General features: G+C 57.8%; 21 protein-coding genes. 3 read left to right on the top strand and 18 right to left on the bottom strand.

Annotated elements, in window-relative coordinates; genetic code table 11:
• Positions 1–17: 17 nt before the first annotated feature.
• Both menF and AC3EMD_RS07430 read right to left on the bottom strand, forming a co-directional pair.
• Complete coding sequence (gene menF / locus AC3EMD_RS07435; RefSeq protein WP_232690954.1) at positions 18–1,307, bottom strand: isochorismate synthase MenF; 1,290 nt, start codon at positions 1,305–1,307, stop codon at positions 18–20.
• Positions 1,308–1,442: 135 nt separating this feature from the next.
• A complete protein-coding gene (locus AC3EMD_RS07430; protein WP_032737129.1) occupies positions 1,443–1,904 on the bottom strand; it encodes a GNAT family N-acetyltransferase in 462 nt (153 codons plus the stop codon).
• A gap of 57 nt (positions 1,905–1,961) precedes the next feature.
• Between AC3EMD_RS07430 and rnz the strand changes: the two genes are divergently transcribed.
• Positions 1,962–2,882, top strand: a complete 921-nt coding sequence (rnz, locus tag AC3EMD_RS07425; RefSeq protein ID WP_023298031.1) for a ribonuclease Z — start codon at positions 1,962–1,964, stop codon at positions 2,880–2,882.
• A gap of 54 nt (positions 2,883–2,936) precedes the next feature.
• On the opposite strand, the gene nuoN is transcribed toward rnz, so the two are convergent.
• The 14 genes from nuoN to AC3EMD_RS07355 form a co-directional block, all read right to left on the bottom strand.
• Positions 2,937–4,394: an NADH-quinone oxidoreductase subunit NuoN gene (gene nuoN / locus AC3EMD_RS07420; protein WP_008803951.1), complete on the bottom strand. Its 1,458-nt coding sequence runs from the start codon at positions 4,392–4,394 to the stop codon at positions 2,937–2,939.
• Positions 4,395–4,400: 6 nt separating this feature from the next.
• Complete coding sequence (nuoM, locus tag AC3EMD_RS07415; RefSeq protein ID WP_302074007.1) at positions 4,401–5,930, bottom strand: NADH-quinone oxidoreductase subunit M; 1,530 nt, start codon at positions 5,928–5,930, stop codon at positions 4,401–4,403.
• Positions 5,931–6,231: 301 nt separating this feature from the next.
• Positions 6,232–8,073, bottom strand: a complete 1,842-nt coding sequence (gene nuoL / locus AC3EMD_RS07410) for an NADH-quinone oxidoreductase subunit L (RefSeq protein WP_012540986.1) — start codon at positions 8,071–8,073, stop codon at positions 6,232–6,234.
• Complete coding sequence (nuoK, locus tag AC3EMD_RS07405; RefSeq protein WP_002913148.1) at positions 8,070–8,372, bottom strand: NADH-quinone oxidoreductase subunit NuoK; 303 nt, start codon at positions 8,370–8,372, stop codon at positions 8,070–8,072. The genes nuoL and nuoK overlap by 4 nt, the downstream gene beginning before the upstream one ends.
• Positions 8,369–8,923, bottom strand: coding sequence for an NADH-quinone oxidoreductase subunit J (gene nuoJ / locus AC3EMD_RS07400; protein WP_004201743.1), 555 nt, complete (start codon positions 8,921–8,923; stop codon positions 8,369–8,371). Before nuoJ ends, nuoK begins: the two co-directional genes overlap by 4 nt.
• A gap of 10 nt (positions 8,924–8,933) precedes the next feature.
• Positions 8,934–9,476, bottom strand: a complete 543-nt coding sequence (nuoI, locus tag AC3EMD_RS07395; protein ID WP_008803948.1) for an NADH-quinone oxidoreductase subunit NuoI — start codon at positions 9,474–9,476, stop codon at positions 8,934–8,936.
• Positions 9,477–9,490: 14 nt separating this feature from the next.
• Positions 9,491–10,468: an NADH-quinone oxidoreductase subunit NuoH gene (gene nuoH / locus AC3EMD_RS07390; protein WP_002913156.1), complete on the bottom strand. Its 978-nt coding sequence runs from the start codon at positions 10,466–10,468 to the stop codon at positions 9,491–9,493.
• Positions 10,465–13,191 (bottom strand): NADH-quinone oxidoreductase subunit NuoG, encoded by a 2,727-nt coding sequence (gene nuoG, locus AC3EMD_RS07385; protein ID WP_012967511.1) that lies wholly within the window; start codon positions 13,189–13,191, stop codon positions 10,465–10,467. Before nuoG ends, nuoH begins: the two co-directional genes overlap by 4 nt.
• Before the next feature lie 31 nt (positions 13,192–13,222).
• Positions 13,223–14,560, bottom strand: a complete 1,338-nt coding sequence (gene nuoF / locus AC3EMD_RS07380; protein ID WP_002913158.1) for an NADH-quinone oxidoreductase subunit NuoF — start codon at positions 14,558–14,560, stop codon at positions 13,223–13,225.
• Positions 14,557–15,057: an NADH-quinone oxidoreductase subunit NuoE gene (gene nuoE, locus AC3EMD_RS07375; protein WP_002913160.1), complete on the bottom strand. Its 501-nt coding sequence runs from the start codon at positions 15,055–15,057 to the stop codon at positions 14,557–14,559. The genes nuoF and nuoE overlap by 4 nt, the downstream gene beginning before the upstream one ends.
• Before the next feature lie 2 nt (positions 15,058–15,059).
• Positions 15,060–16,868, bottom strand: a complete 1,809-nt coding sequence (gene nuoC / locus AC3EMD_RS07370; RefSeq protein ID WP_008803946.1) for an NADH-quinone oxidoreductase subunit C/D — start codon at positions 16,866–16,868, stop codon at positions 15,060–15,062.
• 87 nt (positions 16,869–16,955) lie between these two features.
• Positions 16,956–17,630: an NADH-quinone oxidoreductase subunit NuoB gene (nuoB, locus tag AC3EMD_RS07365; RefSeq protein WP_002913178.1), complete on the bottom strand. Its 675-nt coding sequence runs from the start codon at positions 17,628–17,630 to the stop codon at positions 16,956–16,958.
• A 15-nt stretch (positions 17,631–17,645) separates the two neighbouring features.
• A complete protein-coding gene (nuoA, locus tag AC3EMD_RS07360) occupies positions 17,646–18,092 on the bottom strand; it encodes an NADH-quinone oxidoreductase subunit NuoA (protein WP_002913181.1) in 447 nt (148 codons plus the stop codon).
• 649 nt (positions 18,093–18,741) lie between these two features.
• The gene (locus AC3EMD_RS07355) at positions 18,742–19,668 is read right to left on the bottom strand and encodes a LysR family transcriptional regulator (RefSeq protein ID WP_064171269.1); all 927 of its coding nucleotides are present in this window, start codon (positions 19,666–19,668) and stop codon (positions 18,742–18,744) included.
• An 876-nt stretch (positions 19,669–20,544) separates the two neighbouring features.
• Here AC3EMD_RS07355 and alaA point away from each other — a divergent pair.
• Positions 20,545–21,762: an alanine transaminase AlaA gene (gene alaA / locus AC3EMD_RS07350; protein WP_008803944.1), complete on the top strand. Its 1,218-nt coding sequence runs from the start codon at positions 20,545–20,547 to the stop codon at positions 21,760–21,762.
• Positions 21,763–21,843: 81 nt separating this feature from the next.
• Positions 21,844–22,443 (top strand): 5'-deoxynucleotidase, encoded by a 600-nt coding sequence (yfbR, locus tag AC3EMD_RS07345; RefSeq protein ID WP_002913188.1) that lies wholly within the window; start codon positions 21,844–21,846, stop codon positions 22,441–22,443.
• Positions 22,444–22,488: 45 nt separating this feature from the next.
• Here yfbR and AC3EMD_RS07340 read toward each other — a convergent pair whose 3' ends face one another.
• Positions 22,489–24,321 carry an SLC13 family permease gene (locus AC3EMD_RS07340; protein WP_008803943.1) on the bottom strand — a complete coding sequence of 611 codons (1,833 nt, stop codon included), beginning with the start codon at positions 24,319–24,321 and terminating at the stop codon, positions 22,489–22,491.
• Between the two features lie 76 nt (positions 24,322–24,397).
• Complete coding sequence (locus AC3EMD_RS07335) at positions 24,398–25,057, bottom strand: sugar phosphatase (RefSeq protein ID WP_302074006.1); 660 nt, start codon at positions 25,055–25,057, stop codon at positions 24,398–24,400.
• Positions 25,058–25,064 lie beyond the last annotated feature (7 nt).

Genomic DNA, 25,064 nt, shown 5'->3' with positions numbered 1-25,064 from the left:
GCATCGTCATTCCCGCCTTATGGACACAGCAGCGAGCGCAGCCCGGCCGCTTTGTTGTCAATCTCCTGCCACTCCTGCTGCGCATCGGAGCCGCTGACGATCCCCGCTCCGGCATACAACCGCAGGGTGTCGTGGTCCACTTTCGCCGAACGCAGCGCCACGCAAAACTCGCTTTGCGCCAGCGACAGATAGCCGGCGGACCCGGCATACCATTCGCGGGCAAAGGGTTCATGGCGCTGAATGAATGCCAGCGCCGCCCGACGCGGCAGGCCGGCCACTGCGGCGGTGGGCTGCAGCTGCAGCAGACAGCGGCTGTCGTCAGGCGCCGCCAGCTCGGTCCAGATGCAGCGCCTGAGATGCTGCACCTTACGCAGTCTCACCACCTGCGGCGGCAGGACGTCCAGCGTCGAGGCCTCACTCTGCAGGCGCTGGCAGATATCCTCTACCACCAGCATGTTTTCCCGCTGGTTTTTGTCATCTTTCATCAACCAGTCGGCCAGTTGCTGCGCCTTCGCGTCTTCCTGATGGTTCGCGACGGTCCCTGCCAGCGCTTCGGTGCGCAGCAGCGCGCCGCGCCGGCGCCACAGCCGTTCCGGCGTGGAGCCGAAAAATGCCTGCCGGGCATTAAACGCCATCAGGAAATGAAAACAGTTAAGATTGCTGCGGCGGCTGGCCGCCATGATGCTCACGGCGTCCAGCGGCGCGGCAAACTGCAGGTCGGTTGCCCGCGCCAGTACCACTTTATACATTTCACCGGCGCTAATCGCCTTAGTCGCCCGCGCAATCATTGCCTGCCATTGAGGATAGTCGGATGAGTGGCGCTCGCTCAGTAGCCGCGGGATAGCGCCAGGGGTCGCCTGAGTGGTGGTCAGACTGGCGAGAAACGCGCGGGCCGTCGCGGCATCCTCACGCAGGGAGATATCACTATGCAGCACCAGCCGCAGCACGGCCCTGCCGCCGCACCGGCGCCACTCCAGACGCGGCAGCACCAGGCTGCCCTGCTGCGGTTCAAACGCGTTCAGGCCGCAGATACGCAGATCCTGCCGCCCGGTCTGGCATAAAAAGCGGTTCGCCGCGTCGAGCGAGGAAAAGGTTTTTACCGCCCCCAGCGCCGCCAGTTCCTCATCGCCATTGCGCTGCTGCCAGTAAAACTGCGGCCATTGCGCCTGCTGGCCGCACCATAGTAGCGGATCGAACGTATCATTCAGCGGAAAGGCAATATCGATAATTCGCGTGCCGGGCGAGTCAGGAAAGGGCTCACTCAGGCCGTCACGTAAACGGGCCAGCGCAGTGGAAACAGACAGCACGCAAACCTCCACGGTAGTAAAACCCCACATTATAAGGGGTTCGACGGCGGAATAGCAGTACCCATGACGAGGGAGCGGGTTTTATCTTACCCGCTCGCCGGGCCAAAGCAGCGTGTGGACGAGGGTGCAGAGGGGTCAGATAGCGCGCTTTTCTCGCGCCATGCCAATGTGGGGGATGCCATCCTCATCATAGACCTCGGTCACCGGCGTAAACCCGAAGTGGGCGTAAAAGGATTGCAGGTGCGCCTGCGCCCCGAGGTAAATTGCCTTTTGCGGCCAGTACTGCTGACAACTGGCCAGCGCCTGCTCCATCAGCTGATAGCCGAGCTTCTCACCGCGGGCGGCGGGGCTAACGATGACCCGACCAATCACCACCGGATCGTACGTCTCTTCGCTTTTGAGGATCCGCGCGTAGGCCAGCAGTTCGCCATCGCGCCAGCCGAGCAGATGGCGATTTTCACCGACCAAATCATCGCCGTCGACATCCTGATAGACGCACTGCTGCTCCACGACAAAGACTTCACTGCGCAATTTCAGCAGCGCATATAGCTGGGGAACGGTGAGTTCACTATGGTGGAGATCCTGCCAGGTCATCATCTGTAGCTCCTTATTGATATACTGATACTTTGCGACTCGCCCTGAGGACACTGGACGATGGAATTAACTTTTTTGGGGACATCCGCCGGGGTGCCGACCCGCACGCGTAATATGACGTCGATAATACTCAATTTGCAACAGCCGACCCGCGCCGAAATGTGGTTGTTTGACTGCGGTGAAGGGACCCAGCATCAGTTTCTTCGCACGCCCTATCACCCCGGCAAACTGAATAAAATTTTCATCACTCACCTGCACGGCGACCACCTGTTCGGCCTGCCCGGCCTGCTGTGCAGCCGCTCGATGCAGGGGAACTCTCTGCCCCTCACCCTCTACGGGCCAAAAGGGCTCAAAGAGTTTGTTGAGACCGCGCTGCGTCTGAGCGGTTCGTGGACCGACTATCCGCTCACCATCATCGAAGTCGGCCCTGGTCTGGTGTTCGACGAAGAGGGCTATCGGGTCACCGCGTACCCGCTCAGCCATCCGGTGGAGTGCTACGGGTATCGCATTGAGCAGCATGACAAGCCCGGCACCCTCGACGCCGCCCAGCTGATTGCCGATGGCGTGCCTCCCGGGCCGCTGTTCCATCAACTCAAGCGCGGACAGCGCGTCACGCTGGAAGATGGCCGGGTCATCGACGGCAGCCGCTATCTGGGGCCAGCGACCCCGGGTAAAACGCTGGCCATCTTCGGCGATACCGCCCCCTGCCCGCAGGCGCTGGAGATGGCTCGCGGGGCGGATGTGATGGTCCACGAAACCACCCTTGAGCAGGCGATGGCGGAGAAAGCCAATAGCCGCGGCCACTCCTCGAGCCAGCAGACCGCGGCGCTTGCCAAAGAAGCGGGGGTCGGCACGCTAATCGCTACCCACTTTAGCTCGCGCTACGATGCCGAAGGCTGCCTGAAGATGCTGGCGGAATGCCGGGAGATTTTCGCCAATACGCTACTGGCGGAAGACTTTATGGTCTACAAGATGGCGTAAAATCCGGGCATAAAAAAACCGCCATCCCGGCGGTTTTTTATTGAGTCAATCAACTTACATCAGCGGCGTCGCCAGCTGCACGATGCTAATCAGCGGCTGCGGCCAGATACCGAGCACCAGCACCAGCAGGGCGGAGATCAGCACCACGATACCGCCGGCGCTGTACTGCCAGTTCGACGGCGCATCGCGGTTCAGTTGCTCCGGTGCGCTCAGGTACAGGCTCACTGCCACGCGCAGATAGTAGTAGAGACCAATCGCCGAACCGACAACCACTGCGGCAACCAGCCACCACAGGTGCGCATGCACACCGACGGCCAGCACGTAGAACTTACCGATAAAGCCGAGGGTCATCGGAATACCGGCCAGCGACAGCATCATCACCGTCATGACCGCCGACAGAATCGGACGGTGCCAGAACAGGCCGCGGTAGGAGAACAGCGAGTCCGCATCCGGACCGCGGTACGGGCTGGACATCAGGCTGACCACGCCGAACGCGCCCAGGCTGCTGAACAGGTAACCGGCCAGGTAGACGCCAACGGCTTCCATCGACATTTCGCCGCTCTGCAGGGCGATCAGCGCCACCAGCAGATAACCGAGGTGGGAGATGGAGGAGTAGCCGAGCAGACGCTTAATGTTGGTCTGGCTCAGCGCCATCAGGTTACCGAAGATGATAGAGGCGAAGGCGATCAGGCCCAGCACCACGCGTACCGCTTCGCTGTTGCCCACCGGCATGTACAGGAACAGACGCATCACCACGCCGAAGATGGCGATCTTGCTGGCGGTCGCCAGGAAGGTGGAGACCGGCGCAGGCGCGCCCTGGTAAACGTCCGGCGTCCACAGATGGAACGGCACCAGCGACAGTTTAAAGCCAAGACCGACGATCATCAGACCGAGGCCCGCCAGCAGCAGCGGCTCGTGCAGCGTATTGTCCGCCAGGCTTTTACCCAGCGCGAGGAAGGACAGGTTGCCGGAGTTCGCATACACCAGCGCCATACCGAACAGCAGGAAAGACGAGGCTGCAGCGGAGAGGATAGTGTATTTGATGCTCGCTTCCAGCGAACGCTTCTGGCGGAAGGCGTAGCCGACCAGGCCGAACAGCGGTAGCGAAATCAGTTCGATACCGAGGAACAGCGCCGCCAGATGATTCGCACCGGCCAGCAGAATGCCGCCCAGCGCGGCGATCAGCACCAGCAGGTAGAACTCTTCTTTGTTGTCCTTGTAACCCTCAAGCCACGGGTAGGCGAAAGTACAGGTCGCGAGGCTCGCCAGCAGCACCAGCCCGGTGTAGAGCATGGCGTAGCCGTCAACGCGGATCATTGGCGTAACGTCCATCGCCCCGTTCTGACCAACAAACCAGAGCGAGACCAGCGCAGCGTTAAGCCCGAGAACCGACAGCGTGGCATTGAGAAAATGATTGCGTCGCCACGCAATGGAGAGCATCACAACCACCACCGTCAAGCCGACGATCAGCAGCGGTAGCAGTGCGATCAGTTGTTGTGGAGTTATTGTCATGGCGAATTACGGCCTTGTAGTAGAAACAGAATTAACAAACCACTGCTGAATGTTGCTCATCGCAGCATGCGAGGTGTCGAGGATCGGCTGCGGGAAGAAGCCCAACAGCACCAGCAGCACCACCAGCAGCAGGATGATAGACAGTTCACGCAGGGACATCCCCGGCAGCGCTTTCGCCGCGATTTCGCTTTTCGCTTTACCGAAGTAGGCGCGATGCAGCATCGACAGCGAATAAACGGAAGCGAATACCAGACCAAAGGTCGAGATAACGGTGATCACCGGCACCACTTTATAGCTGCCGAACAGGATCATAAATTCGCCGACAAAGTTACCGGTGCCCGGCATCCCCAGGGTGGCGACGGCGAAGAACATTGACATTGCCGGCAGCCATTTAATTTTGCTCCACAAACCGCCCATCTGACGCATATCGCGGGTGTGCAGACGTTCGTACAGCTGGCCGCACAGAATAAACAGACCGGCCGCGGACAGACCGTGGGCGATCATCTGGATCACCGCCCCCTGATAAGCCAGCTGGCTACCGGTGTAGATAGCAATCAGCACGAAACCCATGTGGGAAACGGAGGTATAAGCGATCAGACGTTTGATATCGGTCTGGGCGAAGGCCATCCACGCGCCGTAGAAGATACCGATCACGCCCAGCCACATGGCGATGGGCGCAAACTCGGCGGAGGCGTTCGGGAACAGCGGCAGCGCAAAGCGCAGCAGACCGTAGGCCGCGGTTTTCAGCAAGATGCCCGCGAGGTCGACGGAACCGGCAGTTGGCGCCTGGGAGTGGGCGTCCGGCAGCCAGCCGTGCAGCGGTACCACCGGCATTTTCACCGCGAAGGCGATGAAGAAGCCCAGCATCAGCAGGTATTCCACGCCGTGGGACATCGGCGTTTTCAGCAGATCTTCATAGTTGAAGGTCCACACGCCGGTCGCGTTGAAGTGGACGAAGGACAGCGCCAGAATGGCGATCAGCATCACCAGACCGCTCGCCTGGGTATAAATGAAGAACTTGGTGGCCGCCGTGATACGCGTTTTACCGTCAGAGGCTTTGTGGCCCCACAGCGCGATCAGGAAGTACATCGGCACCAACATCATTTCCCAGAAGAAGAAGAACAGGAACATGTCGATGGCGAGGAACACGCCGATGACGCCGCCCAGGATCCACATCAGGTTGAGGTGGAAGAAGCCCTGGTATTTTTCGATTTCACGCCACGAACAGAGTACCGCCAGCACGCCGAGGAGACCGGTCAGCACCACCATCAGCAGCGACAGGCCGTCGATCGCCAGATGGATGCTAATGCCGAAGCGTGGGATCCACGGCAGCACGAATTCCGACTGCCATTGCGGAATACCCGCGGATTGCGTCAGAGAATAGCCGCCCTGCATCCACAGCTGCAGGCCAAGCGCCAGCGTCAGTCCCATGGTAATCAGCGCGATCCAGCGCGGCACTTTCACGCCAAAGCGTTCGGTCTGCCAGCACAGGAAGCCGCCGATAAAGGGGATTAATATCAACCAAGGCAATAACATGGTGATTTTTATTCCTTATTTAAGTCCGGTTCAGGCTATCTTACTCGTCATAGCGAACGTCGGCTGTGCTCACAATCCTCACGCATTTTAATACGCTCCGGTTGCTCCGCGCAGGCGGTGTCCGCTCTGACTTCGCCGATAAAGCCTGTCCTTTACGACCTGATTTTCAACGAATTCTCACAGAAAATTCACTTCGGATTGAGGCTTGTTTTGTCGGGTGACGCTAACGCTTACCCGACCTACGGTCCCGTAGGCCCGGCAAGCACCGCGCCGCCGGGCGAAACAATCCCAATCCTCAAACTCAACGCAATACCATCAGCAGCGCCAGCACCACCACCGCGCCGATGCTCATTGATGCCACATACCAGCGCAGATAACCGTTCTCGCTCACCAGCAGACCTTTGCCTGCGAAGCGGGACAGAATCGCCGGGATATTCATCAACGCATTCAGCGGATCGCTCTTCAGCAGCCAGGCAATCCCGAGGAAAGGTTTCACGAACACCTTGTCGTATAACCAGTCGAAGCCCCAGGCATGGAACCACCAGGTACCGAAGAAGCGGCCAGGCGCGCTGTTGGCGATGGAGGTCACCAGGGTACGTTTACCCAGCCACAACCATGCGGCGATCAGGATGCCGGCAATCGCGATAATCCCGGAGGTAATTTCCAGCGTCATCACGCTGCCGTGCGCAAGCTCAGTGGTCTGCGGCAGTACGCCCTCCAGCGGCGGCACAATCAGCGCGCCAACAAAGGTGGACAGCACCAGCAGAACGATCAGCGGCAGATGATGGGTAATCCCCTTCCCTGCGTGCGCGTGAATTTGCTCTTTACCGTGGAACACGATGAAAATCATACGGAAGGTGTACAGCGAGGTCATAAAGGCGCCGACCAGGCCCGCCACCATCAGATTGATATGGCCGTTGGCCATCGCGCCCGCCAGAATCTCATCCTTACTGAAGAAGCCTGCGGTGATAAGCGGCAGAGCGGACAGCGCCGCGCCCCCCACCAGGAAGCAGACATACACCAGCGGAATAGATTTGCGCAGGCCGCCCATCTTGAAGATGTTCTGTTCGTGATGGCAGGCCAGAATGACCGAGCCAGACGACAGGAACAGCAGCGCTTTAAAGAACGCGTGCGTCATCAGGTGGAAAATCGCCGCATCCCATGCCTGTACGCCCAGCGCGAGGAACATGTAGCCAATCTGACTCATGGTCGAGTAAGCCAGCACACGTTTGATGTCGGTCTGCACCAGCGCGGCGAAGCCCGCCAGCACCAGCGTTACCGCACCAACGATACCCACCAGATGCAGCACTTCCGGCGTCATCAGGAACAGGCCGTGGGTACGGGCAATCAGGTACACGCCCGCGGTCACCATGGTGGCCGCGTGGATCAGAGCGGAGACCGGCGTCGGGCCAGCCATCGCATCGGCAAGCCACGTTTGCAGCGGCAGCTGAGCGGATTTACCTACCGCGCCGCCGAGCAGCATCAGCGTCGCCCACTGCAGCGTGGTGCTGCCGTTAGCGAAGTGCTGCGGCGCCAGCTCTACCATTTCACGGAAGTTCAGGGTGCCCAGTTCGTTATAAAGAATGAACAGCGCGAAGGCGAGGAACACGTCGCCGACGCGGGTGACCACGAAGGCTTTCATCGCTGCGGCATTGTTCTTCGGATCGGTGTAGTAGAAACCGATCAGCAGGTAAGAACAGAGGCCCACACCTTCCCAGCCGAGGTACATCAACAGCAGGTTATCGGCCAGTACCAGAACGACCATGCTGGCGATAAACAGGTTGGTGTAAGCGAAGAAGCGAGAGTAGCCCTCTTCGCCGCGCATGTACCAGGAGGCGAACATGTGGATCAGGAAGCCGACGCCGGTCACCACAGAGAGCATGGTCAGCGACAGGCCATCCAGCACCAGGTTGAAGCCGATGTTGAAATCACCGACCGACATCCAGTTCCACAGCGGTACGCTGACCGCTTGTTTGCCGTTAGCGAAAAAGTCGACGCCAACGTACGCGGTGACCAGCGCCGCCAGGCCTACCGACCCCATGCCAACGGTGGCGGAAAGGTTTTCCGACCAGCGCCCGCGGGAGAAGGCCAGCAGCACAAAGCCAATCAATGGCAAAAGAATGGTTAAGGCAAGCATGTTCATCCACGCAACTCACTTACTGAATCGATGTTCAGGTTCTGGCGGCGACGATGGAGCTGCAGCAGCAGCGCCAGGCCGATACTCGCTTCCGCAGCCGCGAGGCTGATGGCGAGGATATACATTATCTGACCATCTGCCTGGCCCCAGTAGCTACCCGCCACCACAAAGGCCAGCGCGGCGGCGTTAATCATGATTTCCAGGCTAATCAACATAAACAGCAGATTGCGGCGGATCACCAGCCCCGTCAGACCAAGCACAAACAGGATGGCCGCGAGGATCAGTCCATGTGTTAAGGGGATCATGCGTGTTCCTCCGTTTTTCTTTTGTCGCTGTCGTTCACGCGGTTGCTCAGCACCTCGCCGGCACGCTCTTCGCGGCCGATGTGGAAGGCGACCACCAGGCCCGCCAGCAGCAGCATGGAGGCCAGCTCCACCGCCAGGACGTACGGCCCAAACAGCGCAATACCCACTTCTTTGGCGTTGATCGCCGCGCCGTCGATACCCTGGTCGTTAATACCCAGGATGGCGTAAACGATAACCACCAGCAGCACTGCGGAAAGGATGGCCGGGCCAATCCAGATCCCCGGCTGCAGCCATTTGCGCTCCTGTTCGATCTCGCTGCCGCCCAGGTTGAGCATCATCACCACAAAGACGAACAGCACCATAATGGCCCCGGCGTAGACGATGATTTCCAGCGCACCAGCAAAGTAAGCGCCCAGCGAAAAGAACACCCCGGCAATCGCCAGCAGCGAAATAATCAGGTACAGCAGCGCATGTACCGGATTGGTGTGGGTGACGACCCGCAAGGTTGCGAGGATGGCTATCAGGCCACAGATATAAAAAGCGAATTCCATTGCCCTCTCCTTACGGTAACAGGCTCTTGACGTCGATTGGCTTAGCTTCGTTTTCCGCTTCACCTTTATCTTTGCCGTCGATTGCCATACCCGCCATCCGGTAGAAGTTATATTCCGGGTATTTGCCCGGACCGGAAATCAGCAGATCCTCTTTTTCGTACACCAGATCCTGACGCTTGTATTCACCCAGTTCGAAGTCCGGGGTCAACTGGATCGCCGTGGTCGGGCACGCTTCTTCGCACAGGCCGCAGAAAATGCAGCGTGAGAAGTTGATGCGGAAGAACTCCGGATACCAGCGGCCATCTTTGGTCTCTGCTTTCTGCAGCGAGATACAGCCCACCGGGCAGGCTACCGCACACAGGTTACAGGCAACGCAGCGCTCTGCACCGTCCGGATCGCGGGTCAGCACGATGCGGCCGCGGTAGCGCGGCGGCAGATAGACCGGCTCTTCCGGATACATCCGGGTTTCACGTTTGGCGAAGGCATGCAGGCCAATCATCCAGATACTACGGACCTGGGTGCCGAACCCCACCAATAATTCTTTTAAGGTCATGTTCAATTCACCCCTTATTGCGCCTGCCAGAGAATGACAGCCGCCGTTACCAACAAGTTGACCAGCGTTAACGGCAGGCATACCTTCCAGCCAAAGGACATTACCTGGTCATAGCGCGGACGCGGTAATGATGCGCGGATCAAAATGAACATCATCATGAAGAACGCGGTTTTCAGCGCGAACCAGATGAAAGGTGGTAACCACGGGCCATTCCAGCCGCCGAAGAACAGCGTGACGATCAGCGCTGAAACGGTGACGATACCGATGTATTCACCGACGAAGAACAGACCGAATTTCATGCCGGAATATTCAATGTGGTAACCATCGGCCAGTTCCTGCTCCGCTTCCGGCTGGTCGAACGGGTGACGGTGACACACCGCCACGCCGGCGATGGCGAAAGTCACGAAGCCGAAGAACTGCGGGATGACGTTCCACAGATGCGCCTGGTTGTTGACGATATCGGTCATATTGAATGACCCCGCCTGCGCCACCACGCCCATCAGGGAGAGACCGAGAAACACTTCGTAGCTCAGGGTCTGCGCGGAAGCACGCATCGCCCCCAGCAGCGAGTATTTGTTGTTGCTCGACCAGCCGGCGAACAGCACCGCATAGACCGCCAGGCCTGCCATCATCAGGAAGAACAGGATGCCGATGTTCAGGTCAGCCACCACCCACGTCGGGCTGACCGGCACGATAGCAAAGGCCAGCAGCAGCGAGGTAAAGGCGATAACCGGCGCCAGAGTAAAGATCACGCGATCGGAGAAGCGCGGGATCCAGTCCTCTTTGAAGAACATCTTGATCATGTCGGCGACCAGCTGCAGCGAACCGCCCCAGCCGACGCGGTTAGGTCCGTAGCGGTTCTGGAACAAGCCGAGCAGACGACGCTCGCCGAAGCTCATGAACGCGCCGCAGGTGACGACCACCAGCAGAATGACCACGGCCTTCAGGATGCTTAACAGAATGTCGATAAGATCCGGCGTTAACCAGCTCATGCTTTCGCCTCCTGCAGTGAATCAATACGCGATCCGGTCAGCACCGGCGCAATGCCCGGCATGCCCATCGGTAAGCCAACCTGTCCTGCGGTCAGGCCTTCAGAGATAACCAGCGGCAGACGCAGGGTCTGGCCTTCCACGCTAAAGGAGAGCATTGCCCCCGCGTTAACGCCCAGCTTCGCGGCATCCGCCGGATTCAGCTTGATGTACGGCTCAGGCATCCGGCTCTCGAACACCGGCGCGCGCTGTGACAGCTCATCGCTACCAAACAGGTGGTAATACGGCGCGATACGCCATTTGCCCTCTTCCGCCTGGAAGCTGGCCGGCACCGCGGTGAAATACTCCAGCCCGTTGGCGGACGCTTCAAACAGTCGAACACCCGGATCGCCGTGGCGCAGTTTCCCGCCCACTTCATCCTGGAACTTGTTCCATGCCTGCGGGGAGTTCCAGCCCGGCGCCCAGGCGAACGGGATCTGCGAACGCGGGGCGGACGGCTGGTTGTTCCCTTCCATGGAGAAGGCGAACATCGTGTCTTTATCCTGCGGCTGACGCGGCTCGTGCACGCTGATGTTGGCGCGCATCGCCGTGCGGCCGCTGTAGCGGTGTGGTTCACGCGCCAGCTTCTGACCGCGGATGCGGAAGGTCGCATCCGGCGCGGCATCTTTAATGCCCGCCAGCTGCGGCAGCGCGGCAATCGCCGCATCGATGACGTGGTCCAGCTGCGTCCAGTCAACCTGACGGTTGTTGACGGTGCTGTGCAGCGAATGCAGCCAGCGCCAGCTCTCCAGCATCACGGTTTTCGCATCGTAGTAAGCCGGATCGTAAACCTGGAAGAAACGCTGGGCGCGGCCTTCGTTGTTCACCACAGTCCCGTCGCTTTCCGCAAAGCTTGCGGCAGAGAGCACCAGGTGCGCTTTGTCCATAATCGCGGTGCGCTGATGGTCAACCACCATCACCAGCGGGGCTTTCGCCAGCGCAGCGTCAACGCGCGCGGCGGAAGCATGACGGTGAAGGTCGTTTTCCAGCACGATAACCGCGTCTGCGGCGCCGCTTTCCAGTTCGTCCAGCGCCTCTTCAAGCGAACCGCCGCCGATCATGCCCAGACCGACGCTGTTCACCGCCCGGGCGACCATGGTCACGCCGACGTCGGCGCCGCGGCCTTTCAACGCTTTTGCGACGTTAGCGGCGGCCTGGATGATCTCCATGCTGCCGGCGTTGGTTCCGGAGATAATCAGTGGTTTTTTCGCCCCGGCCAGCGCCTGGACGATGACATCGACTTTGCCCTGCAGGTCCTGGCTCAGGCCGTCAACCGCTGGCGCGCTGTCGTCCAGCGCATGAGCGATGGCGAAGCCGAGACGCGCCTGATCTTCCACCGGCGCGCGGTAGGTCCACGCGGCAATGTCATCCAGGCGGGTGTCATCGATGTTGGTGACGAATAACGGGTGCTTGGCGCGCTGCCCGATGTTGAGGATCGCGGCGATCTGCCAGTCGGCTACTTTCTGCGCCGCTGCCATTTCGCGTGCTTTCCCTTTCACCGCCTGGCGGACTGCCAGGGCCACGCGCGCGCCGGTCTGGGTAATGTCTTCGCCCAGCACCAGTACCGCATCGTAGGATTCGATATCGCGCAGGCTTGGGGTATGGATCCCGCCTTCACGCAGCACTTTCAGCATCATCTGCAGGCGCGCTTGTTCGCCTTTGGCGATGCCGGTATAGAAGTTGTCGGCGCCCACCAGCTCGCGCAACGCGAAGTTGCTTTCGATGCTGGCGCGCGGGGAGCCGATACCGATCACTTTCTTCGACTGGCGCAGGATATCTGCTGCCCCCTGCATCGCCTGCTCGGCGTTGAGAGTAATCAGATCGTCGCCGCGGCGCTGCACCGGCTGACGCGGACGGTCTTTCAGGTTGACATAGCCATAGCCGAAGCGACCGCGGTCGCAGAGGAAGTAGCGGTTAACGGTCCCGTTATAGCGGTTTTCGATACGACGCAGCTCGCCATAGCGTTCGCCCGGGCTGATGTTGCAGCCGATGGAACACTGCTGGCAGATGCTCGGCGCAAACTGCATGTCCCACTTACGGTTGTAACGCTCGGAGTGCGTTTTGTCGGTGAAGACGCCGGTCGGGCAGACTTCCACCAGGTTGCCGGAGAACTCGCTTTCCAGGGTGCCATCTTCCGGGCGACCGAAGTAGACGTTGTCGTGCGCGCCATAGACGCCCAGGTCGGTGCCGTCGGCATAATCTTTGTAGTAGCGCACGCAGCGGTAACAGGCGATGCAGCGGTTCATTTCGTGCGAAATAAACGGCCCCAGATCCTGATTGCGGTGGGTACGCTTGGTGAAACGATAGCGGCGGAAACTATGGCCGGTCATCACCGTCATATCCTGCAGGTGGCAGTTGCCCCCTTCTTCACAGACCGGGCAGTCGTGCGGGTGGTTAGTCATCAACCACTCCACCACGCTTTCGCGGAACTGCTTCGCTTCGCCGTCGTCAATAGAAATAAAGGTGCCGTCGGATGCCGGAGTCATACAGGACATCACCAGGCGACCACGCGTGTCTTCCGCGTTCTGATATTGCTTCACCGCACACTGGCGGCAAGCACCGACGCTCCCTAGCGCCGGGTGCCAGCAAAAGTAGGGAATATCAAGACCAAGAGAGAGACAAGCCTCTAGCAGGTTGTCCGCCCCGTTGACCTCGTATTCTTTGCCGTCTACATGAATCGTAGCCATTTGCGTGCTTCCAAAAATAAAAAACCTTTGATTACCAGCGCGTCTTAAGCAGGTTCGGCTGAATCCCGTTGATTGCATGGGTATTGCTGAACTGCTGCTTAATGCCAGCCTCGAATTCTTCGCGGAAATATTTAATCGCGCTCTGTAGCGGTTCGACTGCGCCCGGCGCGTGCGCGCAGAAGGTTTTACCCGGGCCCAGGAATCGACACAGTTGCTCAAGCGTTTCGATATCGCCAGGCTGGCCTTCGCCGCGCTCCAGGGCGCGCAGGATCTTCACGCTCCACGGCAGACCATCACGGCACGGCGTACACCAGCCGCAGGACTCGCGGGCAAAGAACTCTTCGAGGTTACGCACCAGCGAGACCATATTGATCTCATGGTCAACGGCCATCGCCAGCGAGGTGCCCAGACGGCTGCCCGCTTTACCAATGCTTTCGAACTCCATCGGCAGGTCAAGATGCGCTTCGGTCAGGAAGTCGGTCCCTGCCCCACCCGGCTGCCAGGCTTTAAACTTCAGGCCATCGCGCATGCCGCCGGCGTAATCTTCGAGGATCTCACGCGCGGTGGTGCCGAACGGCAGCTCCCAGACGCCCGGATTCTTCACCCGGCCGGAGAAGCCCATCAGCTTGGTGCCAGCATCTTTGCTGGTGGAAATGTTCTGGTACCACTCGACGCCGTTGGCGAGGATCGCCGGCACGTTGCACAGGGTTTCCACGTTGTTGACGCAAGTCGGCTTGCCCCACACGCCGGAGCTCGCCGGGAACGGCGGCTTGGAGCGCGGGTTAGCACGCCGGCCTTCCAGGGAGTTGATCAGCGCCGTCTCTTCACCGCAGATATAGCGCCCTGCCCCGGTGTGGACAAACAGTTCGAAGTCAAACCCGGTGCCAAGGATGTTTTTCCCCAACAGGCCCGCTTCAGTGGCTTCGGCAATCGCACGACGCAGATGCTGGGCCGCTTCGATATATTCGCCGCGCAGGAAGATGTAGCCGCGGTACGCTTTCAGCGCAAACGCGGAGATCAGCATGCCTTCCACCAGCAGGTGCGGCAGCTGCTCCATCAGCAGACGGTCTTTATAGGTGCCCGGCTCCATTTCATCGGCGTTACACAGCAGGTAACGGATGTTCATGGATTCGTCTTTCGGCATCAGGCTCCACTTCAGACCCGTGGAGAAGCCCGCGCCGCCGCGCCCTTTCAGGCCAGCGTCTTTTACCGCCGTGACAATCTCATCCGGCGCCATCCCGGTCAGGGCTTTACGTGCCCCTTCGTAACCGTTTTTGCTGCGATATTCGTCCAGCCATACCGGCTGCTTGTCGTCGCGCAGACGCCAGGTGAGCGGATGCGTTTCCGCAGTACGAATTACGGTTTTCATTTGTACTGCTCCAGCAGGTCAGGAATTGCCTCCGGCGTCAGATGACTGTGAGTATCCTCATCAATCATCATGGTCGGTCCCTTGTCGCAGTTGCCCAGGCAACAGGTCGGCAGCAGCGTGAAGCGGCCATCGAAGGTGGTCTGCCCTGGCTTGATATTGAGCTTCTTCTCAATCGCAGCCTGAATACCTTGATAACCGGTGATATGGCACACCACGCTGTCGCAGTAGCGGATCACGTGACGGCCAACCGGCTGACGGAAAATCTGGCTGTAAAATGTTGCCACGCCTTCGACGTCGCTGGCCGGGATCCCCAGCACATCGGCGATCGCATAGATCGCGCCATCCGGCACCCAGCCGCGCTGTTTTTGGACAATTTTCAGCGCTTCGATGGACGCCGCACGCGGGTCTTCGTAGTGGTGCTTCTCGTGCTCAATAGCCTCACGCTCAGCCGCACTCAGCTCAAAAGCCTCGGTTTGTGGTTGTTGATTCTCGTGCATAATTAGCGGTCCACGTCTGACATAACAAAATCGATACTACCCAGATAGACGATCAGGTCGGATACCAGGCTGCCGCGGATCGCCGACGGGATCTGCTGCAGATGCGCAAAGCTCGGCGTACGCACGCGGGTACGGTAGCTCATGGTGCTGCCGTCGCTGGTCAGGTAGTAACTGTTAATCCCTTTGGTCGCCTCAATCATCTGGAAGGATTCGTTGGCCGGCATCACCGGGCCCCACGATACCTGCAGGAAGTGGGTGATCAGGGTTTCGATATGCTGCAGCGTGCGCTCTTTCGGCGGCGGCGTGGTCAGCGGGTGATCCGCTTTGAACGGGCCTTCCGGCATGTTATCGAGGCACTGCTGAAGAATGCGCAGGCTCTGGCGCAGCTCTTCGACTTTCAGCATCACGCGGGTGTAGCAGTCAGAGACGCCGCCCCCGGTCGGGACTTCGAAGTCGAAGTTTTCATAGCCAGAATAAGGACGCCATTTACGCACGTCGAAGCCGATACCGGTGGCGCGCAGGCCTGCGCCGGTGGTGCCCCACTCCAGCGCCTCTTTGGCGGTATAGGCTGCCACGCCGACGGAACGGCCTTTCAGAATAGTGTTGCGCAGCGCGGCTTTCTCGTAAGAATCCAGACGCTTCGGCATCCACTCGAGGAATTCCCGCAGCAGGCGATCCCAGCCACGCGGCAGATCGTGCGCGACACCGCCGATGCGGAACCACGCCGGGTGCATACGGAACCCGGTAATCGCTTCCACCAGATCGTAAATTTTCTGCCGATCGGTAAAGGCGAAGAAGACCGGCGTCATCGCGCCGACGTCCTGAATAAAGGTCGAGATATACAGCAGGTGGCTGTTGATGCGGAACAGTTCGGAGAGCATCACGCGGATCACATTCACGCGATCCGGCACGGTGATCCCGGCCAGTTTTTCCACCGCCAGCACGTACGGCATCTCGTTGACGCAGCCGCCGAGGTATTCAATACGGTCGGTATACGGGATGTAGCTGTGCCAGGACTGACGCTCGCCCATCTTCTCGGCGCCGCGGTGGTGATAACCGATGTCCGGTACGCAGTCGACGATCTCTTCGCCATCCAGCTGCAGAATAATACGGAATGCACCGTGGGCAGACGGGTGGTTCGGACCGAGGTTGAGGAACATGAAGTCCTCGTTGTCGGTGCTGCGCTTCATGCCCCACTCTTCCGGTTTGAAGGTCAACGCTTCCATCTCCAGATCCTGCTTGGCTTTGGTCAGCTCAAACGGATCGAATTCGGTAGCGCGCGCCGGATAGTCTTTACGCAGCGGGTGGCCTTCCCAAGTCGGCGGCATCATGATACGGCGCAGGTTCGGGTGGCCATCGAAGGTCATGCCAAACATTTCCCAGGTTTCACGCTCATACCAGTTGGCGTTGGGGAACAGTTTGGTGAAAGTCGGCAGATGCAGATCGTTTTCAGACAGCGCCACCTTGAGCATGATGTCGCGGTTGCGGTCGATAGAAATCAGATGATAGAAAACGGAAAAATCCGCGGCGGGCAGGCCATCGCGGTGGGTGCGCAGACGTTCGTCCATGCCGTGCAGGTCAAACAACATCACGTAAGGCTTCGGCAATTTCTTCAGGAAATCACCCACCTCAAGCAGTTGCTCACGCTTCACCCACACCACCGGTACGCCGGTGCGGGTTGGCTGAACGGTAAAGGCATCCGGCCCAAAGCGGTTGCGCAGTTCGCCGATCACCGGGTCATCAAGGTGATCGCGGGTTTGCCAGGCTGGTGCGGCGTCATGCGCGGTTAAATCGGTCATATTGTTCACCATTGCAAAAGGTCCGTGGTGACTGCCGGGCGAGACTTCGCGTTGTTGTAGATTGATTTGCGAAGTGGTACTCCCGCCCGCAGGCGCAAATTAAATCTCGTCCGGCGTCCGCAGATTGGTCACTGCAATACGTTCGCCGCGTTTACGCTCGCGTTCCGACTGCATATTGGCGCGATAAACGCCCTGATCGCCAACCACCCATGAGAGCGGACGACGTTCTTTACCAATGGACTCCTGCAGCAGCATCAGCGCCTGCATATAGGCCTCCGGACGCGGCGGGCAGCCCGGGATGTACACATCGACCGGAATGAATTTATCCACGCCCTGGACGACGGAGTAGATGTCGTACATGCCGCCGGAGTTAGCGCAGGCGCCCATGGAGATCACCCACTTCGGCTCCAGCATCTGATCGTACAGACGCTGAATAACCGGCGCCATTTTGGTAAAGCAGGTTCCAGCGACCACCATCAGGTCCGCCTGACGCGGAGAGGCGCGCAGAACTTCTGCCCCAAAACGCGCAACGTCATGCACCGCAGTGAATGACGTCACCATTTCCACATAACAGCAAGAAAGGCCGAAGTTATACGGCCAAATTGAGTTCTTACGGCCCCAGTTCACCATGTCATGCAGCGCGTGCTCGAGTTTCCCCATATACACGCTTTTATTGACTTCCTGCTCCAGGGGGTCGGTGACGATCTCCTGTTTCTGCAGGGGGTAACGGTCGTTCTCACCGTTAGGATCTATGCGGGTGAGCGTATAATCCATCTTATTGCCTCGCTTTTACTGCATATGACGGTTAGTGGGACTGTCTGTTTCCGGGTTAACCAGCGTGCGACGGGAACGCGCAGGCGTCCAGTCCAGTGCGCCGATGCGAACGAGATAAACCAGACCAGCCAGTAGCACTAAAATGAAAATTGCGGCTTCCACAAAGCCGACCCAGCCGCTCTCGCGGATAGAAGTCGACCATGCGTAGAGATACAGGGCTTCCACGTCGAAGATAACGAAGAACATGGCAACCAGATAAAACTTCGCAGAAAGACGTAAGCGGGCCGAACCAACGGAGTCGATCCCCGATTCAAACGGCGTGTTTTTGCTACGCGCGCGCGCGCGACCGCCAAGGTACCAGCCGCCGACGAGCATGAGGCAGCACAGGCCGATAGCGATGATGAGAAATATAGCGAATGCCCAATGATGAGCGATGACTTCAGTGGATGTTGACATACGCATTGCTTAACCAAAAAAGTGTAGCGCCAAAACCCTCTGCTCTTACTGGCAGATGAACGCCACAGCGTTTCACGGGAGGAATAAAAAAAACCGTGCAAAAAAGCGTCCCTGGTTGATGTGAGAAGCCCAGATGCCGTGGCTTTTTACCCCTTTCTTTAACCTTTTGTCAACTTTAACAAAAGTTTTCATAACATTAATTTACATTGGAATCTTTTCATTAACATTAAATGCCCTTTTATGCGAAATAACCTTGCATACTGTTCGGTTTTAGTGTTGTTGAATCGTGTCCGTTTCCGTCGTAAATCAAAAATCCCTTCTATTTTGACAGGATTTAGCCTCGATTCCTCCCCCCAAAGAGGGGTATTTTCTTGATCTGTGACACGGTTTTGTTAATTACCCCAGGAAATCGGCAACAATCCGTCCGGTTTTTTAACATTAGCAGGAAGTGTTGAAAGTGCAGGGAAAAGTCGACAAGGTGAGCGCCCGGTCACGCCAATACGCTGATTTTTCAGGAAAGAAATAAAAAAAACATTCAAAACATCAATAATAGTGCAAAAAAAAGAGCCACCAGGCGGGAAACCCTCCCCTGAGGCTCTTTTTGCTCACTTACATTCTGTTACCAGTTTTTGTGATCTTTGTTAGAAAATTGCCCTCACAAAATGAAGGTGTTATCTCCCTCTTGCGGAGTAAGTGCCGGCCCCGTTCGCCAGGGGTCGCTCTCCTGACTCAGTGACTGAAAAATCACCTGCGGCAGCTCGCTCACCGTCTGCGGATTGCAACTGACCACATACCGGGTGTCCGGCAGGCCAGGCAATCCATCGCTGATGCCAGCCACGCGCAAATCGGGGCTCATCATTTCGACGGGTCGCGCGGTGACGCCCAGCCCGGCTTTGACCGCTGCTTTCACCCCGGAGAGAGACGTCGCGCCATGGGCGAGATGCCATGGGACGCGGGCCGCCTCCAGCGCGGCAATAATATCCTGGCGGAAGGGACCAGGCTCCTCGAGCAAGATCAGAGGGATCGACTCCCCCTTCGCCAGCACATATTCCGCCGCACAGTACCAGAGGGTCGGTGACGTTCTCAGGATGAAAGAGGTAAAGCCGGGAGGCTGATGGGTGGTCAGCGCCAGATCCACCCGCCCCTCGGCCAGCATCGCCATGATGGCGGCATGGGGATGCACTTTGATCTCCAGCGTCATTCTGGGATAGAAGCAGCCGATGCGGTTTAACAAAAACGGCAGGATGGTATCAGCCGTTTCTTCCGAGGCACCGATGGTTAGTCCCCCCTGCAGGTTGCCATACATCAGCGACATGCAGGCTTCATCGTTAAAGCGCAGGATTTTGCGAGCATACCCCAGCAGCTGGATCCCCTGCTCAGTGAGCAGTTTATTGCGGCCGTGACGGGCGAAAAGCTCTTTGCCAACCAGTTGCTCGAGGCGTTGCATTTGCTGGCTGACCGCGGACTGGGTACGACACACTGCGGCGGCGGCAGCGGCGAAGGTGTTCAAATCAGCGACTGCCACAAAGGTGCGCAGCAGATCGAGATCAAGGTTGAGTATCGGACGTGTTGTATTAATCATCTTTCTTCACTTACAGGTGGCTAACGCTGACCTGCCTTGTTGATGCTTTACGCCAGGTTTCCGGCTATTCCCTGAGCCTCGTGCTCACCGTCAGATGGCGGATAAACAACTGGACGAACGTTATTACATGCCAAAGTACTCGTCTGGGCAAATGCGCAGAACCACGGAGTAATATATTGTTCGTATTTCTCATTGTTATTTATTACCACGGCCAGCCAGGTGCCATACGTCGCTCCGGAAAAGCGGCCAGTGGTGGTGAGAAAGTCTCTCTTCCACCGCGCGTTCACACAGGGAAGAATGAACAATAAAATCCTGTAATAACAATATATTAAACATCAATCCAACCGGAGTGCTTACCGGCTATCACTGATATTAACGGCGATATTCTAACCGATTCCCGCCCTTTTTATAAGCCTAAATAAGGATTAACTCAGATAATTTTAAATTTTTTTCAACGTTTTATATAAATTAACAAACCTCAGATTATTACCTGTCAAAAATAATAATAATGCCCCCGCGGACTGTTTTTTATTGATATTATTTAACATCAAAATTACAAATCAGTCCCTGTTGTATTAAGGATAGCGTTGTTTAGTCTGCCAACATTCTTCGTTCGCCCCTTCGTCACACAAACAAACCAGATAAATGATGGCAAAAAAGGCGTATGGTCTACATATACGACCAAAAAAAGCATCATAAGCAGGTATAACCTACAACCTAAAACCATAAGCGGCAGATAAATCAATTACGCTTAAAATCCTGCGTTAGCAAAATCTTCTCCTGCAAAGCCTTCAAAACAGCGGGGATGCGGAGTACATTGTTCCGTGCTGACTTCCACGGCAGGGAGTGGCGATAACAGCTAAAAGGTCAAGATTCATGTCCCCCATCGAAAAATCCAGCAAGTTAGAGAACGTCTGTTACGACATCCGTGGCCCGGTTCTGAAAGAAGCGAAACGTCTTGAGGAAGAAGGCAATAAAGTTCTGAAACTGAACATCGGCAACCCGGCGCCATTCGGCTTCGAGGCCCCTGACGAGATCCTCGTCGACGTCATCCGCAATCTGCCTACTGCCCAGGGTTACTGCGATTCGAAAGGGTTGTATTCGGCGCGCAAAGCCATCATGCAGCATTACCAGGCCCGGGGAATGCGTGATGTCACGGTAGAAGATATTTACATCGGCAACGGCGTGTCCGAACTGATTGTGCAGGCGATGCAGGCGCTGTTAAACAGCGGCGATGAGATGCTGGTTCCCGCGCCGGACTACCCACTGTGGACGGCGGCGGTGTCGCTTTCCAGTGGCAAAGCGGTCCACTATCTGTGTGACGAATCCGCTGACTGGTTCCCGGATCTTGACGATATCCGCGCAAAAATCACGCCGCGCACCCGCGGGATCGTGATCATTAACCCCAACAACCCCACCGGCGCGGTCTATTCCAAAGAACTGCTGCAGGAGATCGTCGAGATCGCCCGGCAGCATAACCTGATTATTTTCGCCGATGAGATCTACGATAAGATCCTCTACGACGAAGCCCAGCATCACTCGATTGCTGCTCTGGCGCCAGATCTGCTGACCGTGACCTTCAACGGACTGTCGAAAACCTACCGTGTTGCCGGTTTCCGTCAGGGGTGGATGGTGCTGAATGGCCCGAAAAAACACGCGAAGGGCTATATCGAAGGCCTGGAGATGCTGGCGTCGATGCGTCTGTGCGCCAACGTGCCGGCACAACATGCTATCCAGACGGCGCTGGGCGGCTACCAGAGTATCAGCGAATTCATCATTCCCGGCGGGCGCCTGTATGAACAACGCAACCGCGCCTGGGAGCTGATCAACGATATTCCGGGTGTCTCCTGCATGAAGCCAAAAGGCGCGTTGTATATGTTCCCGAAAATCGATGCCAAACGCTTCAATATTCACGACGACCAGAAAATGGTGCTCGACTTCCTGTTGCAGGAGAAAGTCCTGCTGGTGCAGGGTACCGCGTTCAACTGGCCGTGGCCGGATCATGTGCGCATTGTGACGCTGCCTCGTGAAGACGACCTGGAGATGGCGATCTCCCGCTTTGGCCGCTTCCTCTCCGGCTACCACCAGCTTTAATCGCTACGCCGCCGGCATTTGCATCCGGCGGCGATCCCTGCGCACAATGGAACCCGATGTTGTCACTGATTAAGGGTTCCTATGAGTCAGAGTCATTTCTTTGCCCACCTCTCCCGCCTGAAACTGATTAACCGCTGGCCGCTGATGCGCAACGTGCGCACCGAAAATGTCTCCGAACACAGTCTGCAGGTGGCGATGGTCGCCCATGCGCTGGCGGCAATTAAAAACCGCAAATTTGGCGGCCAGGTCAACGCCGAACGTATCGCCCTGCTGGCGATGTACCATGACGCCTCCGAAGTATTAACTGGCGACCTCCCTACCCCGGTGAAATATTTCAACTCCCAGATTGCCCAGGAATATAAGGCGATTGAGAAAATTGCTCAGCAAAAGCTGGTGGATATGGTCCCTGACGAGCTGCGCGATATTTTCGAGCCGCTGATTGATGAGCATCACTACAGTGAGGAAGAGCAGTCGATCGTTAAACAGGCTGACGCCCTCTGCGCCTACCTGAAGTGCCTCGAAGAGCTGTCTGCGGGTAACAACGAATTTCTGCTGGCCAAAGGCCGTCTGGAAAAGACACTGGCGTCGCGGCGAAGCGCAGAGATGGATTACTTTATGCAGGTGTTTGTCCCGAGCTTCCAGCTGTCGCTGGATGAAATAAGTCAGGATTCGCCACTGTAATTTTTCAGGCCGGGCAGCGGTTGCGCCCTACCCGGCCTGACACCCTTAAAACGGAAACAGTACCGGGATCAGCAGCACGCAGACCACCATCACCAGTACGGTGAAGGGCACGCCAATCTTCACAAAGTCGCTGAAGGAATACTTACCCGGGCCAAGCACCAGGGTGTTGACCGGCGAGGAAACCGGAGTCATAAACGCCGCCGAAGCCGCCATCGCCACCACCATGGCGAAGGGATAGGGCGACACCCCCATTGACTTCGCTGCTGCCAGGGCTATAGGCGCCATCAGGACCGCGGTCGCGGTATTAGAGATGAACAGGCCTATCGCTGCGCACATTACAAACAGGCAGCCGAGCATCAGATAAGGCCCCTCGCTTCCGGCGACGTCCATCAGTCCCTTGACCACCAGATCTACCCCGCCGGTTTTCTGCAACGCCAGGGCAAACGGCATCATCCCGACAATCAAAATAATGCTTGGCCAGTGGATCGCCTTATAGGCGCTTTCGGCGTTGATGCAGCGGAATTTGCCCATCAGCAGGCAGGCGATGATCGCGGCAATCGGGTTGGGAATTTCATCAGTGAGCATCAGGGCTACCATCAACACCAGACAGAAAATCGCGTGCGGAGCCTGGCTGTGTGCCGGCGAAGCGTCATCCACTTCAACCGGCATATTGAGCACCACGAAATCACGCCCACGCTTCGCCAGCAGGGCAATTTGCCGCCAGTTGCCGACCACCAGCAGGATATCGCCGAGCTGCAGCGGCTCATCGACCACGGAACCATCCATCGCCTCGCCATCGCGCTTCATGCCGACGATATTGAGACCAAACCGGGTGCGGAACGCTATCTCACGCACCGTTTTACCAATCATCTCCGAATCCGGGATCAGCGACACCTCCGCCATGCCCACATCCAGCGCCTGATCGGCAAAATATTCGCCGCGCAGCACCATCGGCTCGAGCATCTGCTCACCACAGAACTGGCGTAAGTCGACATCGGAGGCGGACATATCGATCAGCAGGACGTCGCGGGCGCGGAATTCCGATACCCCGTTGACGTTAACTATCACCCGACGGAACCGCCGCCAGCGTTCGACACCGATGACGTTGGCACAGTACCGCTCGCGCAGCTTTAAATCATCCAGCCGCTGGCCGATCATCGGCGAACCGGGACGGATCGCCAGCCGGCGGGCGCGACCAGTGAGGTGATATTCGCGGATCAGATCGCGGAAGGTGCTTCTTTTTCGCCCATCGCGCGCGGATTCGCCATTCTCTGTCTTCAGCATAAAGCGCACCGCCAGCATATAGACGATGCCCAGGATCAGCACCACCAGGCCAATCGGCGTGACGCTAAAAAAGCTGAAGCCGTGCAGCCCTTCGCGCAGCAGTTCACTGTTGACCACCAGATTGGGGGGCGTTGCGACCAGGGTCATCATCCCGCTGATAAGTCCGGCAAAGCTCAGCGGCATCATCAGCCGCGAGGGAGAGGTATTCATCCGCGCCGACACGCTGAGCACCACCGGAATGAAAATGGCGACCACCCCGGTTGAACTCATAAATGCACCCAGCCCGGCGACGGTGAGCATCAGATAAACCAGCATCTTGGTTTCGCTGTTGCCCGCCACACTCACCAGCCACGCCCCCATCTTGGTGGCCACCCCGGTACGCACCAGGCCATCACCGATAATAAACAGGGCGGCAATCAGGATCACGTTAGGATCGCTGAACCCGGAAAAGGCTTCATTCAGCGTCAGCGTGCCGCTGAGGACGAAGGCGACAATGACCATCAAGGCGATAGCATCCATGCGCACCTTGCCGGTAGCAAACAGTACAACCGCGATAGCCAGAAGGGATAAAACCCAAATCAATTCACCGTTCACAACGTTTCCTTGTCACAAGTGGGAGTCGACATAGTGGCATAAAAAAGCCCCGGCAACGCGGGGCGAAATCATACGTTTACGCTTTAAGACGCACATTAACATAGCCGTCCGTCTGACGTTCGACCACCAGATCGTCCAGGCTGCTCAGCACGAGGTCGGCTTCATCCAGTCGAGGGGCATCGGCAGGCACGTTGACCGCGATGGTGCGACACCCCGCCGCCAGGCCGGACAGCAGCCCCGCCGGCGCATCTTCTACCACCGCGCACTGATCGGCCGGTAGTCCCAGCCGCTCGGCGCCCAGCAGATAGGCGTCCGGCGCCGGTTTTCCGTGTTTTACCTGCTCAGCGGTGATGAAGACCTCCGGCATTGGCAGGCCTGCCGCGCGATGACGCGCGTGGGCAACCGGCACCGACCCGGAAGTGACAATCGCCCATGGGATCCCGGTCTCATTGAGGGTATTCAGCAGGGTTAACGCCCCCGGCAGAGCGACAATGCCCTCGATATCAGTGGCTTCAATCTGCTCGAGGAAGCGGAATTCGGCCTGGATATCCTCCTCGCTGCGACCCGGCATAAAATGACGAATAGAGGTAATGGCCTGCTTGCCGTGAATAAAACTGAGAATGTCATCATGGTCAATGGCGAAACGATCGCCCCACTTACACCATGAACGCTCCACCACCGGCAAGGAATCCACCAGCGTCCCGTCTAAATCGAACAGGAAACCTTTACACTGCACGGGCACC

It is taken from the genome of Klebsiella sp. PK18, from assembly GCF_057784655.1.
Note: the sequence above shows the minus strand (reverse complement) of the source record. Positions and strands in the feature narration are given on the sequence as shown.

What these genes read in the sequence shown, in the direction of transcription:
- nuoM (WP_302074007.1), bottom strand. Translation starts at nt 5,930, where the DNA reads ATGTTATTGCCTTGGTTGATATTAATCCCCTTTATCGGCGGCTTCCTG.
- yfbR (WP_002913188.1), top strand. Translation starts at nt 21,844, where the DNA reads ATGAGTCAGAGTCATTTCTTTGCCCACCTCTCCCGCCTGAAACTGATT.
- AC3EMD_RS07430 (WP_032737129.1), bottom strand. Translation starts at nt 1,904, where the DNA reads ATGATGACCTGGCAGGATCTCCACCATAGTGAACTCACCGTTCCCCAG.
- nuoC (WP_008803946.1), bottom strand. Translation starts at nt 16,868, where the DNA reads ATGGTGAACAATATGACCGATTTAACCGCGCATGACGCCGCACCAGCC.
- nuoI (WP_008803948.1), bottom strand. Translation starts at nt 9,476, where the DNA reads ATGACCTTAAAAGAATTATTGGTGGGGTTCGGCACCCAGGTCCGTAGT.
- nuoE (WP_002913160.1), bottom strand. Translation starts at nt 15,057, where the DNA reads ATGCACGAGAATCAACAACCACAAACCGAGGCTTTTGAGCTGAGTGCG.
- nuoL (WP_012540986.1), bottom strand. Translation starts at nt 8,073, where the DNA reads ATGAACATGCTTGCCTTAACCATTCTTTTGCCATTGATTGGCTTTGTG.
- rnz (WP_023298031.1), top strand. Translation starts at nt 1,962, where the DNA reads ATGGAATTAACTTTTTTGGGGACATCCGCCGGGGTGCCGACCCGCACG.
- nuoB (WP_002913178.1), bottom strand. Translation starts at nt 17,630, where the DNA reads ATGGATTATACGCTCACCCGCATAGATCCTAACGGTGAGAACGACCGT.
- nuoJ (WP_004201743.1), bottom strand. Translation starts at nt 8,923, where the DNA reads ATGGAATTCGCTTTTTATATCTGTGGCCTGATAGCCATCCTCGCAACC.
- nuoN (WP_008803951.1), bottom strand. Translation starts at nt 4,394, where the DNA reads ATGACAATAACTCCACAACAACTGATCGCACTGCTACCGCTGCTGATC.
- nuoA (WP_002913181.1), bottom strand. Translation starts at nt 18,092, where the DNA reads ATGCGTATGTCAACATCCACTGAAGTCATCGCTCATCATTGGGCATTC.
- AC3EMD_RS07355 (WP_064171269.1), bottom strand. Translation starts at nt 19,668, where the DNA reads ATGATTAATACAACACGTCCGATACTCAACCTTGATCTCGATCTGCTG.
- alaA (WP_008803944.1), top strand. Translation starts at nt 20,545, where the DNA reads ATGTCCCCCATCGAAAAATCCAGCAAGTTAGAGAACGTCTGTTACGAC.
- nuoG (WP_012967511.1), bottom strand. Translation starts at nt 13,191, where the DNA reads ATGGCTACGATTCATGTAGACGGCAAAGAATACGAGGTCAACGGGGCG.
- nuoH (WP_002913156.1), bottom strand. Translation starts at nt 10,468, where the DNA reads ATGAGCTGGTTAACGCCGGATCTTATCGACATTCTGTTAAGCATCCTG.
- nuoK (WP_002913148.1), bottom strand. Translation starts at nt 8,372, where the DNA reads ATGATCCCCTTAACACATGGACTGATCCTCGCGGCCATCCTGTTTGTG.
- nuoF (WP_002913158.1), bottom strand. Translation starts at nt 14,560, where the DNA reads ATGAAAACCGTAATTCGTACTGCGGAAACGCATCCGCTCACCTGGCGT.